Source organism: Vreelandella neptunia, from assembly GCF_000712975.1.
In the GTDB taxonomy this organism is placed as follows: Bacteria; Pseudomonadota; Gammaproteobacteria; order Pseudomonadales; family Halomonadaceae; genus Vreelandella; species Vreelandella qaidamensis.
On sequence record NZ_JHQL01000003.1, the window covers coordinates 433,517 to 450,233 of the forward strand.

General features: G+C 51.0%; 15 protein-coding genes. 12 read left to right on the forward strand and 3 right to left on the reverse strand.

Translation table 11 applies throughout. From position 1 onward, the window contains the following. The first annotated feature begins 70 nt into the window (after window positions 1-70). A complete protein-coding gene (locus tag CR46_RS0110060) occupies window positions 71-1,171 on the forward strand; it encodes a tetratricopeptide repeat protein (protein ID WP_030072470.1) in 1,101 nt (366 codons plus the stop codon). A gap of 64 nt (window positions 1,172-1,235) precedes the next feature. Here CR46_RS0110060 and xthA read toward each other — a convergent pair whose 3' ends face one another. Then, entirely contained in the window at window positions 1,236-2,069 is an 834-nt protein-coding gene (xthA, locus tag CR46_RS0110065; protein ID WP_030072472.1) for an exodeoxyribonuclease III, read from the reverse strand. Then, window positions 2,069-2,317 carry a hypothetical protein gene (locus CR46_RS0110070; protein WP_030072474.1) on the reverse strand — a complete coding sequence of 83 codons (249 nt, stop codon included), beginning with the start codon at window positions 2,315-2,317 and terminating at the stop codon, window positions 2,069-2,071. Before CR46_RS0110070 ends, xthA begins: the two co-directional genes overlap by 1 nt. 145 nt (window positions 2,318-2,462) lie before the next feature. Between CR46_RS0110070 and rhlB the strand changes: the two genes are divergently transcribed. Both rhlB and dinG read left to right on the forward strand, forming a co-directional pair. After that, on the forward strand, window positions 2,463-3,737 hold the full coding sequence (rhlB, locus tag CR46_RS0110075; protein ID WP_030072476.1) for an ATP-dependent RNA helicase RhlB: 1,275 nt from the start codon (window positions 2,463-2,465) through the stop codon (window positions 3,735-3,737). A 5-nt stretch (window positions 3,738-3,742) separates the two neighbouring features. Beyond that, window positions 3,743-5,869 carry an ATP-dependent DNA helicase DinG gene (gene dinG / locus CR46_RS0110080; protein ID WP_030072477.1) on the forward strand — a complete coding sequence of 709 codons (2,127 nt, stop codon included), beginning with the start codon at window positions 3,743-3,745 and terminating at the stop codon, window positions 5,867-5,869. Between the two features lie 123 nt (window positions 5,870-5,992). On the opposite strand, the gene CR46_RS0110085 is transcribed toward dinG, so the two are convergent. Continuing rightward, a complete protein-coding gene (locus CR46_RS0110085) occupies window positions 5,993-7,069 on the reverse strand; it encodes a 3-deoxy-7-phosphoheptulonate synthase (RefSeq protein WP_030072478.1) in 1,077 nt (358 codons plus the stop codon). A 390-nt stretch (window positions 7,070-7,459) separates the two neighbouring features. Here CR46_RS0110085 and rpoE point away from each other — a divergent pair, with 390 nt between their 5' ends. The 9 genes from rpoE to era all read left to right on the forward strand — a co-directional run bounded on the left by rpoE (window position 7,460) and on the right by era (window position 16,710). Next, window positions 7,460-8,059, forward strand: a complete 600-nt coding sequence (gene rpoE / locus CR46_RS0110090; RefSeq protein WP_030072479.1) for an RNA polymerase sigma factor RpoE — start codon at window positions 7,460-7,462, stop codon at window positions 8,057-8,059. 447 nt (window positions 8,060-8,506) lie between these two features. Further along, window positions 8,507-9,247, forward strand: a complete 741-nt coding sequence (locus tag CR46_RS0110095; RefSeq protein ID WP_030072481.1) for a sigma-E factor negative regulatory protein — start codon at window positions 8,507-8,509, stop codon at window positions 9,245-9,247. A 124-nt stretch (window positions 9,248-9,371) separates the two neighbouring features. Beyond that, window positions 9,372-10,274, forward strand: coding sequence for a MucB/RseB C-terminal domain-containing protein (locus CR46_RS0110100; protein ID WP_232222369.1), 903 nt, complete (start codon window positions 9,372-9,374; stop codon window positions 10,272-10,274). 14 nt (window positions 10,275-10,288) lie between these two features. Further along, window positions 10,289-10,735 carry a SoxR reducing system RseC family protein gene (locus CR46_RS0110105; RefSeq protein WP_030072485.1) on the forward strand — a complete coding sequence of 149 codons (447 nt, stop codon included), beginning with the start codon at window positions 10,289-10,291 and terminating at the stop codon, window positions 10,733-10,735. A gap of 78 nt (window positions 10,736-10,813) precedes the next feature. Further along, window positions 10,814-12,232, forward strand: a complete 1,419-nt coding sequence (locus CR46_RS0110110; protein ID WP_030072486.1) for a DegQ family serine endoprotease — start codon at window positions 10,814-10,816, stop codon at window positions 12,230-12,232. A gap of 191 nt (window positions 12,233-12,423) precedes the next feature. Further along, window positions 12,424-14,241, forward strand: coding sequence for a translation elongation factor 4 (gene lepA / locus CR46_RS0110115; RefSeq protein WP_030072489.1), 1,818 nt, complete (start codon window positions 12,424-12,426; stop codon window positions 14,239-14,241). A 15-nt stretch (window positions 14,242-14,256) separates the two neighbouring features. After that, window positions 14,257-15,060 carry a signal peptidase I gene (gene lepB, locus CR46_RS0110120; RefSeq protein ID WP_030072491.1) on the forward strand — a complete coding sequence of 268 codons (804 nt, stop codon included), beginning with the start codon at window positions 14,257-14,259 and terminating at the stop codon, window positions 15,058-15,060. Between the two features lie 61 nt (window positions 15,061-15,121). Next, the gene (gene rnc / locus CR46_RS0110125; protein ID WP_030072493.1) at window positions 15,122-15,814 is read left to right on the forward strand and encodes a ribonuclease III; all 693 of its coding nucleotides are present in this window, start codon (window positions 15,122-15,124) and stop codon (window positions 15,812-15,814) included. Further along, window positions 15,811-16,710: a GTPase Era gene (gene era, locus CR46_RS0110130; protein ID WP_030072495.1), complete on the forward strand. Its 900-nt coding sequence runs from the start codon at window positions 15,811-15,813 to the stop codon at window positions 16,708-16,710. Before rnc ends, era begins: the two co-directional genes overlap by 4 nt. Window positions 16,711-16,717 lie beyond the last annotated feature (7 nt).

Sequence of the window (16,717 nt, forward strand, 5' to 3'; positions counted from 1 at the left end):
GCTAGTTACGATAGCCAGTAGAGGTGGCCAGTAGAGACAGCCTGTTGAAAATGCCAGTTGAGGAAAAAGTATGCAGCGTTGGGTGGTAATCGTCGTATTAAGCGCGCTAAGCGTTGTGGCGCACGCGAACGAACCGCTGCCGGGTGACATTGTTCGCGATCTTAACGGGCTTCAAAGTCAATTAGCTGAGCAACCCAGTGGCGAGGTTGATGACGATGTCCTTAATCGTATTATCAGCCATGCACGCTCCCAGTCGTCGCGTCTTGCCAGTGGTAATCGCGCCGACCAATGGGCGAGTGCGCTCTATCACCAGCTCGCCGCGAGTGCGTTGGTGCGACAAGGTGATCACCTTGCCGCTGCTGATGAGTTAGCCAGCGCCCAGCAGCGCCCGAGCGTGCCTAACAGTCAAATTCTACGCTGGCTGCGTGATGAAGCATCGCTTCGTCGCGCAGGTAACCAGCGCCCTGAGGCCATTACGTTGTATGAGCAGTGGCTAACGCAATCTCAAGGCAGTCCACACTATGACGAATCAGCATGGCGGCTGATTCGCTTATTAGCAGAGGAAGAGCGCTGGGATGAGGCAATTGAATGGCTCTCGCCGCTCCTGCAAAAAGGTGGATTGACGGACACCCAGCAAACACTAACCACCGTAGTAATACGCAACACGGAGCAAAACGAGCAAACTCTCGGTTGGCTAGTGGATGGCTTAACTGCCCAGAGTGAGCCTGATGCTTGGCGTCAGGCGGCAGGGCTTGCCCAGCAGATGGGCCAGGCTGGCGTGGCGGCTGGCGTGTGGGAGATGGCCTGGCAGCTAGGTAAATTTACGTCGGCTGAAGATCGCTTAACGTTAATTCGGCTGCACCTAGCGGGGGGAACGCCAGCCAGAGCAGGCGAGCACCTGGATGCGGCTATTGAAGAAGGCGTAGTGGCTCGTGATGAGGAAACGTTACGGCTGTTAGCGGGGGCGTGGCAACAGGCTAGGCATGTTGAGAAGGCGTTAAGTGCTTCGAGAGCGCTTGCTGAAAGCACGCAAAAAGCTGAAGACTGGCGGCAGTACGGGCAGCTTGCTTACCGCTGGGGGCAAGATGGCCAGGCCGAGGAAGCCCTTATCAAAGCGGCGAACCTTGGCGATGATCAGGCTGGGCAGTGGTTGTCGAATTTTGAAAAGTGAAAAGCCCACAGTAGACGCCCCTAGAGTGACGTAAGGGGCGTACGTGTGTTTGGCGTGTTTGTGCTTAGCCTGTCTGGGAAAGCGTCAGCGCAAAATCACTCCAGGTGGGAGCGTGATCGGAAGGCCGCTCCATACCGCGCAATTCATAATCAATGCCTGCACCGGTGACGCAGTCGGCAAGCGGTTTAGACACCAAAATATAGTCAATGCGCAGGCCGCGTTTTGGCTCGCGGTCAAAACCCTTTGAACGATAGTCAAACCAGCTGAACCATTCACTGTTATCTGGGTGACACAGCCGATAGCTGTCGCTCAGGCCCCACGCTTTTATGCCGTCAAGCCATTCTCGCTCGATGGGCTGAAAGCTGGTTTTGCCCTCGCGTAGCCAGCGTTTGCGGCTTGGCTCACCAATGCCAATATCCTGATCTTCTGGCGATATGTTGAAATCCCCCATGATCGCCAGCTGTTCTTCAGGATGGTGCTGGTTTTGTAGCAGACTTGCCAACTGCTGATAAAAGCGCGCTTTATGAGGGAATTTAGTTGGGTGTTCAACATTTTCACCCTGGGGGAAGTAGCCATTCCACACGGTGACTGTTTCGCCATTTTCGGCTAGTAACCGCACGCCAATCATCCGGCGCTGGGCATTTTCCTCATCATCAGGGAAGCCATAAAATACCTCTTGGGGTTTTTGCCGACACATTAAGGCAACCCCGTAATGGCCTTTTTGACCGTAGTAAAAAACGTGGTAGCCCATGGCTTCAACGTCAGCCAGAGGAAACTCGCTGTCTTGCACTTTGGTTTCCTGCAGGCCAATAACATCTGGCTGCTGCGTGTCGATCAGCGCTTGAAGCTGATGAAGCCGTGCCCGAATGCCATTGATATTAAATGAAACCAAACGCATTACGAACGATCCCCAGAAGGCTTGTCTCCTTCTTTGTCCGGATGGATAGCAATATGTTGTCCATCTTGCTGGCGTGCTAGTTTACGCACTGCTTGAAGCTTGCGTTGTTGCTGCTTTTTAGCCACAAAGCGGCGTGAGGGGGCCACCTGATCAGGATTATCATGGCGCCACTTTTTGTAATCTTTGCGGCGACCAGTACGGATAGTGACCTTATCCGCGAGTGAACGGGTTTTTTTCTTACGCGTCATGTCGCGCTCCTTGGGTTAATTTATGCTTCATTCTAACAGGCAAGCGCACTCCTTCGACAGCAGGACGCGCTCTTATCGCCAAGCCCTGGTACAATGCGCACTTCGTGATGCCTAACATCCACAGCAATGGACAGATACACAGCCTATGAGCGAGTCGGAACAGACCACAGCATCGGCCCAGAACCGCAAGCCTAAACGTCGCCGTCGGAAACCGCGTCGTCGTCAATCGAACTGGGATCTTCGTCAGTTTCAGGTGCCCGCCGTTGCCGGCAAGTGGCGCTTTCATGACTTTGATTTGCCGCTGCCTTTAATGCGCGCTATTCATGCCCAAGGATTTGAATACTGCACGCCTATACAGTCAGAGGCTCTGCGTCACACCTTGCTGGGTGGCGATATTGTCGGCAAGGCGCAGACAGGCACCGGAAAAACCGCTGCTTTTTTGATTTCAGTAATGGCTTATTTTCTGGAAGAGCCAACCCCGGATGGCCAAAAGCCAGGGGCACCCCGTGCGTTGATTATTGCGCCTACTCGGGAGCTGGCGCTGCAAATTGAAAAAGATGCTAAAGCGCTTGCCCGCTTTACACAGCTTAATGTGGCGAGTGTTGTTGGCGGCATGGATTACCAAAAGCAGCGCGAGAGCCTAGGCAAGAAGATTGATATTTTGGTGGCAACACCAGGGCGCCTGCTGGATTTTCATCAGAAGCGTGATATTGATCTCTCTGAAGTTGAAGTATTGGTATTGGATGAAGCGGATCGCATGCTTTCTATGGGTTTTATTCCCGATGTGAAGCGCATTATTCGCTACACGCCTAAGAAAGAGGAGCGTCAAACGTTCCTGTTCTCGGCAACCTTTACTGACGATATCTTGAACCTGGCAAGCCAGTGGACGCTTGATCCTGCCCACGTAGAGATCGAAGTCACTGTTGAAAATCAGGCCGATATCGATCAGCGCGTTTATCTTGTGTCGGATGAGGATAAACAGCGGTTGCTGATTAACCTGCTAACGCAGGAAAGCTTCGAGCGTGTGATGGTGTTTGGTAATCGTCGTGACCTTGTGCGCAAGCTTGATGATTTGCTGAAAAAAGCAGGCGTGAGCGTCGCTATGCTATCTGGCGATGTACCGCAAAATCAGCGCATCAAAACCTTGGAAAGCTTCCGTGAGGGAGAAATCCAAGTGCTGGTGGCAACCGATGTAGCCGGTCGTGGCATTCATATTGAAGATGTCAGCCACGTGATTAACTACACCTTACCGGAAGATCCTGAAGATTACGTTCACCGCATTGGGCGGACTGGGCGTGCAGGTGCTAAGGGCGTTTCAATTAGTTTTGTTGGTGAAGAAGATGCCTTCTCGCTACCAGAAATTGAGCGCTACATTAACGGTAAACTGCCCTGCGAACATCCGCCGGAAGGCATGCTGTAACGCGCATGCTCGATAATGCGCTGAAAAGCGATATTCAAGACGCCTATCGTCGCGTGGTGGAGAGGCTTGAGCTGACGCCACGCTACGGCCAGCGTCTGATGATCGCAGAAATTGCTCGTACGCTAGGTGGCATTGAGCAGGACGGCGAAGGCAAGCGCACAAACGATAATCATGTGTGCGTGCTGGAGGCGGGAACCGGAACAGGTAAAACGCTGGCGTACCTGATCGCTGCCTTGCCAATAGCCAAAGCGCAGGGAAAGCGACTGATTGTTTCCACTGCCACGGTGGCACTGCAGGAGCAGGTGCTTAATCAAGATTTGCCTTCGCTTGCCAGTCATAGCGGTATTGCTTTTCGTTATGCCTTGGCAAAAGGGCGTGGCAGGTACGTGTGTGTTGCACGTCTTGACCAGGCGTTAGAAGGCGTTGAGCCAAACCCGACGCTGTCGCTATTTGAGCAGTCACTTCAATCCCACAGCAGTGACTTTTCGCTATTAGCCACCGATATGGCGGAGGCTTACGGTAAAGGCGAATGGGAAGGCGATCGCGATACATGGTCGGCGTCGATCGACGATGGCCATTGGCGGCAGCTAACGGTGGATCATCGTCAATGCACAGGCCGTCGCTGTGGTCATTTTGGTGCTTGCGCCTTTTTTCGTTCCCGCCGTGAGCTGGAAAATGCCGATGTTATCGTCGCTAACCATGATCTGGTGCTTGCTGACCTGGCGCTGGGTGGCGGTGCTATTTTACCGGACCCTGCCGACTGCATTTTCATTTTTGATGAAGGCCATCATCTGCCTGATAAGGCGCTCTCTCATTTTGCTCACCGCTTTGCGGTACACGGTTGTTTGCGTTGGCTTAAAACTCTGAAGAGCAGTTTGACGGATCTGCATCAGGGGTTAGCGGTTCAACCGACAATTGCGCGCTTGCTCGCTGGATTGCCTGAGCTGCTGCATAGCTTAGAGCCTGCTTTGGGCGATGTATTTAGTATGGGCCACCAGCTGGCCGGGCGAGAAAACGGCCTGTCGGATGAAGAGGCCAACCATCAGCTGCGTTTTGAGAAAGGCCAAGTGCCTGAAGCACTTCGCGAACAAGCCCAGCAGCTGTTAGTCATGTTTGCCACGCTGTCACGCAGTCTGGAAAGCATTAGTGACATCCTGCGCGAAAGCCTCGACCCGGATAAGCAAACTGGCTTGGATAGAGAGCAAGCTGAGGCATGGTTGCCGCTGATTGCACTGCTTCATGGGCGTTCGCTGGAAGCCCATGCACTTTGGCAAGCATTCAGCGAACTAGATGCTGCCAATGCGCCGCCGAGCGCTCGCTGGATTACCCTTAGTCGTGTGGCGGGGGAGCCAGAAATAGAGTTTTCGGCAAGTCCGGTATCCGCGGCACATACGCTTGCAAAACATTTGTGGGGGCGCTGCCATGGTGCGGTAGTAACATCGGCGACGCTGACTGCATTAGGGCGGTTTGAACGTATTCAGGAGCGCGCTGGGTTAGCAAACCGCTATCGCTATCAGGCGTTGCCGAGTCCCTTTGATTACGCCAATGCTATTTTGCGTGTGCCTAGAGAGGCAACTGATCCTAGTGATCGCGATGCCCATGAAAGCGCCATCGTTAATTTCGTGACCCAGTTGGGAGCTGACGAAGCGGTGCTGGTGCTGTTTTCTTCTCGGGCGCAGCTGCGAGCGGTGGAAAAAGCCTTACCTGCGTCAGCTAAGGAGCGGGTGTTGGCGCAGGATGCGCTTCCCAAGCGCGAATTGCTTGAGCGCCATCGTGCGGCAGTTGATGATAACAAAGGGAGTATTATTTTTGGCCTGGCCAGTTTTGCTGAAGGTATCGACTTGCCTGGCGACTATCTCACCCATGTGGTGATTACACGGCTGCCATTTGCGGTGCCGGATGATCCAGTGGGAGCTACGCTAGCTGAGTGGATTGAAAGCCAGGGCGGAAACCCGTTTATGCGGATTAGCGTTCCGGATGCGTCAATCAAGCTAGTACAAGCCTGTGGGCGTTTGATACGCAAGGAGAGCGACAGAGGTGTCATTACGTTGCTAGATCGTCGGGTCATTACGCGTCGGTATGGTCAGGCGTTGTTAGATGCATTGCCGCCGTTCAAGCGAGAAATCATGTAGTAACAAGAAGTCATGTAGTAACAAGAAATCATGTAGTAACAAAATGTCGTCATATCATCTAGCAAACAAACGCCCTGCTAAGGCTAATAGCCTTGCGGGGTCGCTTGCTTGCTAGCCGTGTTCTTACTGGGCGATGCGCTTGGCGAGCACCGGAGCAAGTTTCTCGTTCATGCGGGTAAAGGTATCGACCGTTGTGTCCCAGTCGATACAGGCATCAGTGATAGAAACGCCGTATGTTAGCTGACTAAGATCGGCAGGCACTTTCTGATTGCCCCAGCCAATGTTTGACTCAACCATCAGACCGATAATGGAGGTGTTGCCTTCCAATATTTGATTGGTGACATTTTCGAGCACCAGCGGCTGTAGGCCAGCATCTTTATTAGAATTGGCGTGCGAGCAATCGATCATAATGTTGGCGGAAAGGTCGGCTTTTTTCAGCTCTTTTTCTGCTAGGGCAACGCTGACGCTGTCATAATTGGGTTTGCCATTGCCGCCGCGAAGGACGACGTGGCCATAAGCGTTACCTCGGGTACGAATAATAGCGACTTGACCTTCGTTGTTGATGCCCAGGAAATTGTGAGGGCTAGCAACAGACTGTAGGGCGTTAATGGCAACGTCTAGGCTGCCGTCGGTACCATTTTTGAAACCTACCGGGCAAGAGAGTCCAGAGGCCATTTCCCGGTGGGTTTGCGATTCTGTAGTGCGTGCACCAATCGCTGACCAACTGATGCAGTCTTGCATATACTGCGGTGAAATCGGGTCTAGCGCTTCCGTTGCAAGCGGTAGGCCAATTTCAGCTAGGTCCACCAGTAACTTGCGCGCGATATGCAGGCCTTCATCAATTTCGAAAGAGTCGTTAAGATGCGGGTCGTTAATCAGCCCTTTCCAACCGACGGTAGTACGGGGTTTTTCGAAATAAACGCGCATGACAATAAAAAGGCTGTCATTTACTTGATCTGCTAATTTACGTAGACGTCGTGCGTAGTCCAGTGCGGCATCCACATCATGGATAGAGCATGGGCCAACGACAACGAGAAGCCGGTGATCTTTGCCATCGAGGATGTTTTGAATGGTACGACGGCCCTCTATAACAGAGCGTTCTGCAGTTTCCGTTAACGGAATGGTCTGCTTGAGGGCTGCGGGGGTGGTAAGAACATCCTGTGCAAGGACGTTAAGGTTACTAACCTGCTGATCTGACATCATGCTACCTGTGCGTGCGCTATGGACTAAAAGTGGCTCTACTATGGCGTGTCAGGCGGGTAAAAATCAATTGTTGCGGAACTTGTTCTAATCGAAAAGTGTCATGGTCAAGATTCTAAGGACCTTTGGATCAATCTAAGGTTCCAGTTGAGAGTAAAAAAGGGAAGCAGAGAGTGTAAGCGCTTGATGCCTCGCTAAGAACGCGTAACACTAAGTACCATTGGACATTTTTAACACTCAATGTGGTAGACGAATCATTTTCTACCATCTGTCATTATTAAGATTAACCAATGCCCAAGGGACACTATGCTGCTTGCTGTGAAGGCCCACATGAAAGGGCGAAGAGAGATAGCGCTCGGCGTGCGTCGCACGAGCGGGAGGGGGGTGTGAATGGGCACCCGTGAAACAGACCAGCAGTTGGTTGAGCGTGCCCAAAAAGGTGATACACGTGCTTTCGATCTACTGGTAAAAAAATATCAGCACAAAATTATTGGGTTGATTGGCCGTTATGTTCACGACCACTCTGAAGTACAAGATGTAGCGCAAGAAGCGTTTATTAAAGCGTACCGAGCGCTTGGTAAATTTCGCGCTGAAAGCGCTTTTTATACCTGGATGTACCGCATTGCGATCAATACGGCTAAAAACCATTTAGTGTCACGGGGCCGTCGGCCTCCAGGGAGCGACCTTGATATCGTTGATGCTGAACTGGTAGACCAGAGTGGGCGGCTGGCTGACGCTGAGTCGCCAGAGGCATCGATTGCCCGTGATCAATTAGAAGCTGCCGTTTACGAAGCCATTGAGAACCTGCCGGATGACCTACGTACCGCGATTACGCTGCGTGAACTAGACGGCTTGGCTTATGAAGATATTGCCCAGGTAATGCAGTGCCCTGTGGGGACAGTGCGCTCGCGCATTTTCCGCGCCCGTGAAGCAGTTGATGAGCATATACGTCCATTAGTAACAACGGCACGGAACAGCCGCGAAGAGTAAGGGTCTGAAGCATGGTGGCAAGCCTGTTAATAGATAGTGCTGTTTTTAAATCGTGTTTTTAAGCTCTGTTTTGAACCCTTAAGCGCTGTTTTAAACCCTAAGGAAAGCAGCTCCCAGATGAGGAGCTGCTGGATGAGCAACGGGTGCTAGTGGCAAAACATTGCTTCACATTCACATTTGATTACGTTTTTACATTTTTTGTGAACTGTCTGGAAAGCGAAGCGTCATAGAATCTGACGATCTTAGTTAGGTCGATTAAGCGCCAAGTGAACGTGCCACGCTTAGTGAGGAAGTTTCGGTAGCGAATAGTTAAAGCTATTGATTATTAAGCGTTTAAAAATTGGCGATTTGAAACAAGGTCTTGGCCTGTGGAGTTGCTGGGTTGATAAACACTCGTTAGCAGTGTCATCGCAGCGCTTCTTTTAACACAGTGTGAGGGTGTGAAGTATGAGTCATAACACACGGGAGTCGCTTTCAGCGTTGATGGATAGCGAGAGTGACGAGCTTGAATTGCGCCGAGTGTTGAAGTCTCTGCCTGATGATTCTGATGCAGCAGAGACGTGGCGGCGCTATCATTTGGCGCGCAGCATGATGCAGCGTGAACGAAACGTAGATGTAAGCATTGATCTTTCGGCTGGCATCATGGATCGATTGCGTGATGAGCCGGCACCGGTCCTTGAAAACGACACTGTGGTTACTCCTGCTCGTTCCGGTGGGCTTTCTTTTGCTCGTGGTGCAGGGGTAGCGGCGGCTGTCTCGCTCATGGTAATAACCGGCGTGCAGTTTTTTAGCAACGGCAATACGTCGCCAGGTAGTTCACAGGGTGCCGACGATAGCATTGCAGCGCAGTCAGGTGGTGGCTTGCAGGTTCAGCCTGTTAATTTATCAGCTCCTCAGCCGGCCTCAATGACATCGTCCGAAATGCCGATGTTTGAACAAACGCCATTTCGGATTAGTGGTCAATCTGGCCAAAGCGGTTTTATGAATGTTAGCGATGCTGGCTTCTCTACACCGACTGCGCCTCAAGGAGATATGTCTCAACAGACAATGGCCATTGATGCTGACCAGATCCGTTTGCTCAAATCATATCTTGAACAGCATGCGCAAGGTGCGGCAGGTGGGAGCGGTGATAGCTGGATGCCATTAATGCGCTCTTCGTCAGTAACAGAACCTTTAGGGCAACGTTGACAGGCACATTGGCCTACCTTTTTTTCACTAAGCGAGGGCCTACGTGGCTGGTAACGTGATTGGAAAATATCCATGCTGGAGAGGCAAGCTCGTGGTCAGCCTATGCGTATTGGGTGCCAGCTTAATGCCTCTCCAGCTGAAAGCTGATAGCTATCCATCGCTTTCTTGTGTAGACGCACTTGACCAGTTCACTTCTAACACTGCCCAAGAATGGCTTGTAGCCAGCGTATATGCAGGGCACTGCTTTGAGTTTCAAGCGCGGGCGGTGTCTATAGATGCTATCGGGGTAAGAACGTTGGCACTCTCCCACCGCATCCGAGATGGCGTTCGTCAACAAGTTGTTCAGCATCTGGATGGTCCCTCGGTGAGCGTCGAACGCCGATCTATCGCGGGTCATTTGGCGTGGTTTCCCTCCAGCGATGCCGATCCGCTCTCTCCAGAAGCATGGGCAGATCATGTTGCTGAGCACTATGACATTGAGCTTAAAGATCAAACACGGGTAGCCGAGAGAGACGCCGTAGAACTTCGCTTTTCACCAAGTGATAGCCAGCGGTACCATCACGCTTGGTGGGTCGATCAAGCGACAGGGTTATTGCTTAAGCACGTACTTAGTGATGCTCAAGGTCGGGTACTCGAAACTTTCCAGATCACCCAGCTTCACTCTCCCTCAGCGTATAAAGGGGATGTTAGGGGGGATATTGGTCGTGAAGTGCTTCGCGTTAAAGATTCACGCATGCTTGACCAGTCTTGGCAGGCAACTTGGCTGCCAGAAGGGTTTGTTGAGCAACCTGTAGAGCCGGGGCTGCAAAGTAATCAGCGTGTGTACAGCGATGGCTTAGCGGCCGTGAGTGTGTTTGTATCGCCCGTTAGTCAATCAATGTTGCAAGAGGGTGTTCACCGCATAGGTGTGTCTACCGCTGCTGTGTCATTGATAGATGCTGGAGACCAGACCTGGCAATTAATCGGCATCGGTGAGCTACCTGCTGAGTTGCTGCAACGAATTGTTCAGTCAGTGCAATTTGAGTAATTGGGTATCTCGTTGTGAACACTACAAATTGCAAAGCTATTGTACGTTCAGGCACTGTCATTGCTCACTCGACAACAGGGCTCGTGGTTGATGTGTCGAGCAATGTTGCTTGTCAGAGATGTGCTGAAGGGCGTGGTTGTGGCGCGGGGCTGTTAGCTCGTCGTCAGCCGCACACTGTTATTGATCCAGGTGGTTTGCCCTCACACTATGCAAACCGTTATCCACTAGGTAGCTTAGTTTCGTTCACTGTCGAGAAAAGTGACGTCAGCGTGCTGGCTCTGCTTGTTTATGCGTTGCCCCTTTTGTTTTCTATTATCATCTCTGGGGCTGCGGCGGGTAGGGGAGTGAGTGATTGGTTTTGCGCGCTGCTATTTTTTAGTACGTTAATCGTTTCTATGGTCATCCTAAAATACCTTCTGCGTGGGCGAGTGGAACGCTTCCGTCCACGCTTGGTCAGTTGATACTCCTGTAACTCGCTGAGAGTTGCACTTCCTTACGTTTAGTACGTGGTCAGTACTTGCTTGATTAGGAGCTGTTGCATGAAGCGCTTGGTTCTTCCTTCCGTACTTTGGCTGTGCTTTATGGCACTTTTGGCTGTGGGGCAAAATGCCCACGCGCAAACCCTTCCTGACTTTACCAAGTTGGTTGAAGATGCAGCCCCTGGTGTGGTCAATATCTCTACCAGTAGGACGATTCAACGTGGCTCTGGGCCATCTATCCAAGGTTTTGGTGGCCAAGATATCCCCGAAATTTTCCGGCACTTTTTTGGTGACAGCTTTCCCTCTCCACCCCCTAGCCGGGGGCCAGGGCGTAGCGAAGAACGTCAGTCACTTGGCTCTGGCTTTGTTATTAGTGCCGATGGCTATGTGCTAACAAATGCTCATGTGGTTCAAGATGCTGATGAAATTCTTGTGCGGTTAAATGATCGCCGAGAACTAACTGCAGAACTAGTGGGTAGCGATACGCAGACAGATGTAGCGCTACTGAAAGTTGATGCCAATAATTTGCCAGTGCTTAATCTCGGCGACTCTGATGAATTAAAAGTCGGTGAGTGGGTGGCTGCCATAGGATCGCCTTTTGGTTTCGATCACTCTGTATCAGCAGGAATTGTGAGTGCTATTAACCGCACATTGCCTCGTGATGTCTATGTGCCATTTATTCAAACCGACGTTGCCATTAATCCAGGTAATTCTGGTGGTCCCTTATTTAACCTAGAGGGGGAAGTTGTCGGCATTAACTCACAAATACTGACGCGTAGCGGCGGCTTTATGGGGCTCTCTTTTGCTATTCCCATTAATGTAGCAATGGATGTAGCTGACCAGCTACGTGAAGACGGGCATGTTAATCGTGGATGGTTGGGCGTAATGATTCAGCCGGTGTCTCGTGATCTAGCCGAGTCGTTTGGCATGGAGGAGGCGATTGGCGCGCTGATCGCTGATCTAGACCCGGAGGGCCCCGCGGCGCAAGGTGGTCTTCAGGCAGGTGATGTGATTATCGAAGTGAACGGAGAAGAGGTTGATCGTTCCAGTACGTTACCGCGCTTGATTGGTCGCGTTGCTCCAGGCAGTGATGTTGAATTAACGCTGATGCGTGATGGAGAAGAGGTAACCGAAACGGTTGAACTGGGCAGCTGGCCTGATTCAGAAGCTGATCATAGCGATAGTTCGAGCAGTAATAATCAGGTTCGCCTAGGCGTGGCCGTGGTAGAAATTGACGAAGCACTGCGCGAGCGCCTGAACATTAGTGGTGGTGTCGAGGTACGCCAAGTAGACCCCGACAGTGTTGCTGCACAAGCGGGTCTACGTGTAGGCGATATATTGGTCAGCATTGATCACCGCAGCGTTTCTTCAGCAGATGAGCTGGTGAGAATTGTTGAAGATTTGCCAGATGATCGCGCTATACCCTTGCGTTTGTACCGAGATGGTCGCTCGCTATTTGTGGCATTACGTCTAAAGTAACCCGCTGATTGTCTCTCCAGTCCGGCGGTTCTCGCCGGACTGCTGTTCCTATCTCTCGCATATCGCTACAATAGCGCTTATCTTTTTGACGAACATTGGCAAAGTGGTGGTGCGGCAACCTTTATTGCCCGTACATGCTGGTTTAATACCGCCAACAGCACCTTGCATACCCATAAGGCAGAACACACTCGATGTCTCAAGACGTTTCCAGCGGAAAGCTCAAGCATATACGTAATTTCTCGATAATCGCCCACATCGATCATGGTAAATCGACCCTATCAGATCGTTTGATTCAGACCTGTGGCGGTCTGACCGAGCGAGAGCTTAAGGAGCAAGTGCTCGATTCCATGGATATTGAGCGCGAGCGTGGTATCACTATCAAAGCGCAGTCCGTTACGTTGGATTACACGGCGGCAGACGGTGAAGTTTATCAACTCAATTTCATCGATACGCCTGGGCACGTGGATTTCTCTTACGAGGTGTCACGCTCTCTATACGCTTGTGAAGGGGCGCTTTTGGTTGTCGATGCGGCTCAAGGGGTAGAGGCCCAGTCGGTTGCTAATTGCTATACCGCGATTGAGCAGGGCCTGGAAGTATTGCCAGTTCTTAATAAAATTGATTTGCCCCAGGCTGACCCTGACCGGGTTGCGCAAGAAGTCGAGGAAATTATCGGGCTAGACGCTACCGATGCTTGCCAAGTGTCAGCAAAAAGCGGCATTGGTATCGACGCTTTATTAGAGAGACTCGTGCGGGATATTCCGCCTCCCAAGGGTGATCCTGATGCACCGCTTCAGGCGTTGATTATCGATTCCTGGTTTGATAATTATCTAGGTGTTGTCTCGCTAGTGCGATTGTTTGACGGAACATTGCGCAAAGGCGACAAAATCCGCATCAAGTCCACAGGGCGTGATTGGGGAGCCACCGAGGTAGGGATTTTTACCCCGCTGCGTAAAGAGACCAATATTCTGCGTGCGGGTGAAGTAGGTTTTATTGTCGCTGGCATCAAAGAAATCCACGGTGCACCGGTGGGCGATACCATCACCCACACTAAAACGCCCGATGTGCCTCGCTTACCTGGCTTCCAAAAGGTGAAGCCTCAGGTGTATGCGGGCATGTTCCCTGTAAGTGCCGATGATTACGAAGACTTCCGTGATGCACTTGAAAAGCTCGCGCTCAATGATGCTTCCCTTGAGTATGAGCCGGAAAACTCCGATGCGCTTGGATTTGGTTTCCGCGTTGGTTTCCTAGGCACGCTGCACATGGAGATCATCCAAGAGCGCTTAGAGCGTGAATATGATCTTGATCTACTCACCACAGCGCCAACGGTTGTGTATGAACTTGCCATGAAGAATGGCGATATTCAGTACGTATCGAATCCATCAAAACTGCCTGATATGGCCGATGTTGACGAGATGCGAGAACCCATCGTGCGTGCCAGCATCCTGGTCCCGCAAGAGTATGTTGGTAACGTGATTGCTGAGTGTGAACAGCGACGTGGTACCCAACTAGACATGCAATTTCTTGGTAATCAGATCCAGTTAACCTATGAATTGCCTATGTCAGAAGTTGTCATGGACTTCTTTGATCGCTTGAAGTCAATTTCGCGTGGTTATGCATCACTGGAGTATAACTTCGAGCGTTTTGAAGCCGCTAAGTTGGTTCGTCTGGACGTGTTGATTAACGGCGATAAAGTTGATGCGTTGGCCGTCATTATCCACCGCGATCATGCGCATAACCGTGGCCGTTTGCTAGTGGAAAAAATGAAAGAACTGATTCCTCGGCAAATGTTTGACGTGGCTATTCAAGCGGCTATTGGGGGCCAAGTGGTTGCGCGCTCAACGGTCAAAGCACTGCGTAAAAACGTGACGGCAAAATGTTACGGCGGCGATGTCAGCCGTAAAAAGAAACTACTGGAAAAACAGAAGGCCGGTAAGAAACGGATGAAACAGGTGGGGCGTGTTGAAATTCCCCAGGATGCCTTCCTTGCTGTGCTCAAGGTAAACGACTAGGGATACTTACCCCACATGGATTTTTCACTATTACTGGTAATTGCCGTTGCGCTGTCTGGGGCTATTTATTTACTGGATGTGCTTTGGCTGAGGCCTAAGCGCCGTGAGCGATTAGCGACTGCTGAAGCAGCGACCACGGAAGGCTTAGATGCACCCACCCGCGAGAAACTGTTAAAAGAGCCGTGGCCAATTGATTATTCGCGCTCATTTTTCCCAGTTTTGCTAGTAGTGTTGGTTGTACGTAGCTTTATTGTTGAACCGTTTCAGATTCCATCAGGATCAATGAAACCAACGCTTGAAGTGGGCGATTTTATCCTAGTGAATAAATTTGCCTACGGGTTGCGTCTGCCTGTGGTGCATCATCGCTTCCTGGAAGTAGATGATCCAGAACGAGGCGATGTAATGGTCTTCCGTTTTCCAGAAGAGCCAGCAGTTAACTTTATTAAGCGGGTGGTGGGCCTACCTGGGGACAGGATTCGTTATGAAGGGAAACAGCTGTATGTTAACGGTGAGCCAATTACAAAAACATTGGTAGAAGAAGGCCCCGAGCTTTCACCGCAGCAGTTATTATTAGAAGAGCAACTAGGTAGCGTTAGTCACTATATCTACAATAACCCCCGAGATCCCGGCCCCCAGATGCGTGAAGTGGTTGTTCCAGATGGGCACTATTTCACTATGGGCGATAACCGTGACCACTCTAACGATAGCCGTTATTGGGGGTTTGTTCCTGAAGATAATATTGTTGGAAGAGCGTTTGCTGTTTGGATGCATTGGGACGGTGGTTTGCCCAGTTTTACAAGCGTGCGGCGTATTGAATGAAATATAGTTTGCAAATTGTTAATGCTGTCATATTAGTTAACGTCAACGACGTAGGAGCACTGTGAGTAATTCCCTAACCGCTTTTTGCCGACGAATCGGCCACACCTTCGGTGATCCTATGCTGATGGAGCTGGCTATGACCCACCGTAGCTACGGTGGTCGTAACAATGAGCGCCTGGAATTTCTGGGTGACTCTATCGTCAATTTTGTAATTGCTGAGGCGCTTTTCCAACGCTTTCCGCAAGCTAGAGAAGGTCAGTTGTCGCGACTGAGGGCGCGTTTGGTAAAAGGCCAAACGCTGGCTGAGCTAGCGCGGGAAATGGAATTTGGTGAATGCTTGCGGCTGGGCTCGGGAGAAATGAAGAGCGGTGGTCATCGCCGTGAATCTATTCTAGCGGACGCAGTAGAGGCTGTGATTGGTGCTATCTATTTAGACGCGGGGATGGATGTTGTTCGTCAACGCGTGTTGGCATGGTACGCCGAACGACTTGAGAATATTTCGCTACAAGATACTCAGAAAGATCCCAAAACACGCCTACAAGAATTTTTGCAATCGCGCCAGGCGGCATTGCCACGCTATGAAGTAGTCTCTGTAAAGGGGGAAGCACATGCCCAGACCTTTACCGTGGAGTGCTACATTGATTTGCTAACCGAGCATACTACGGGTAAAGGTCCCAGCCGCCGCCATGCTGAGCAGCAAGCGGCTGAAGAAGCGCTATCCCATCTTGAAAAAACACCTGGAGACAAGTCATGAGTCAAACCTGCGGCTTCGTGGCCATCGTTGGACGGCCCAACGTAGGCAAATCAACCCTCATGAATCGGATTCTGGGGCAAAAGATATCCATCACTTCGCGTCGGCCCCAAACCACGCGGCATCAGGTGATGGGTATTAAAACGGTCGAAGAAACGCAGTTCATCTACGTTGATACGCCTGGCATGCATATCATGTCAAAAGATCGTAATAAAGCAATTAATCGCTTTATGAACCAAGCAGCAACCCAGGCATTGCGTGATGTTGACTGTGTGGTGTTCATCATCGACCGTACCCGCTGGACGGATGAAGACCAAGCCGTTTTAAAACGGCTTGAGCATGTTAAAGCGCCGGTAATTTTAGCAGTCAATAAAGTAGATCGCTTAAACGAAAAAGGTGATTTGTTACCTTGGCTAGCGGAAGTAGGCGCGCGTCGTGAATTTGCTGCAGTAGTGCCCATTTCTGCAAAGCATGGCACTCAGGTAGAAACGTTAGAACAGGAAGTTGCCAAATACTTGCCAGAGAGCGTTCACTTTTTTCCAGAAGATCAAGTGACTGACAAGAGTTTGCGCTTTATGGCGGCCGAGCTAGTGCGAGAAAAAGTCATGCGCCAGCTGGGTGATGAGCTGCCGTATCAAATGACCGTAGAAATCGAAGAGTTTCGCGAAACTGAGCGTGTAACCCATATCAGTGCCTTGATTCTTGTTGAACGCCAGGGCCAAAAGGTTATCTTAATTGGTGAGAATGGGGATCGTATTAAAAGCATTGGTCGTGAAGCACGCCTAGACATGGAGCGCGCCTTGGGTACCAAAGTCATGCTAAATTTATGGGTGAAAGTGAAACGCGGCTGGTCAGATGACGAGCGGGCTTTGAAAAGTTTGGGTTACGATCTCGATTGAGTGCTTC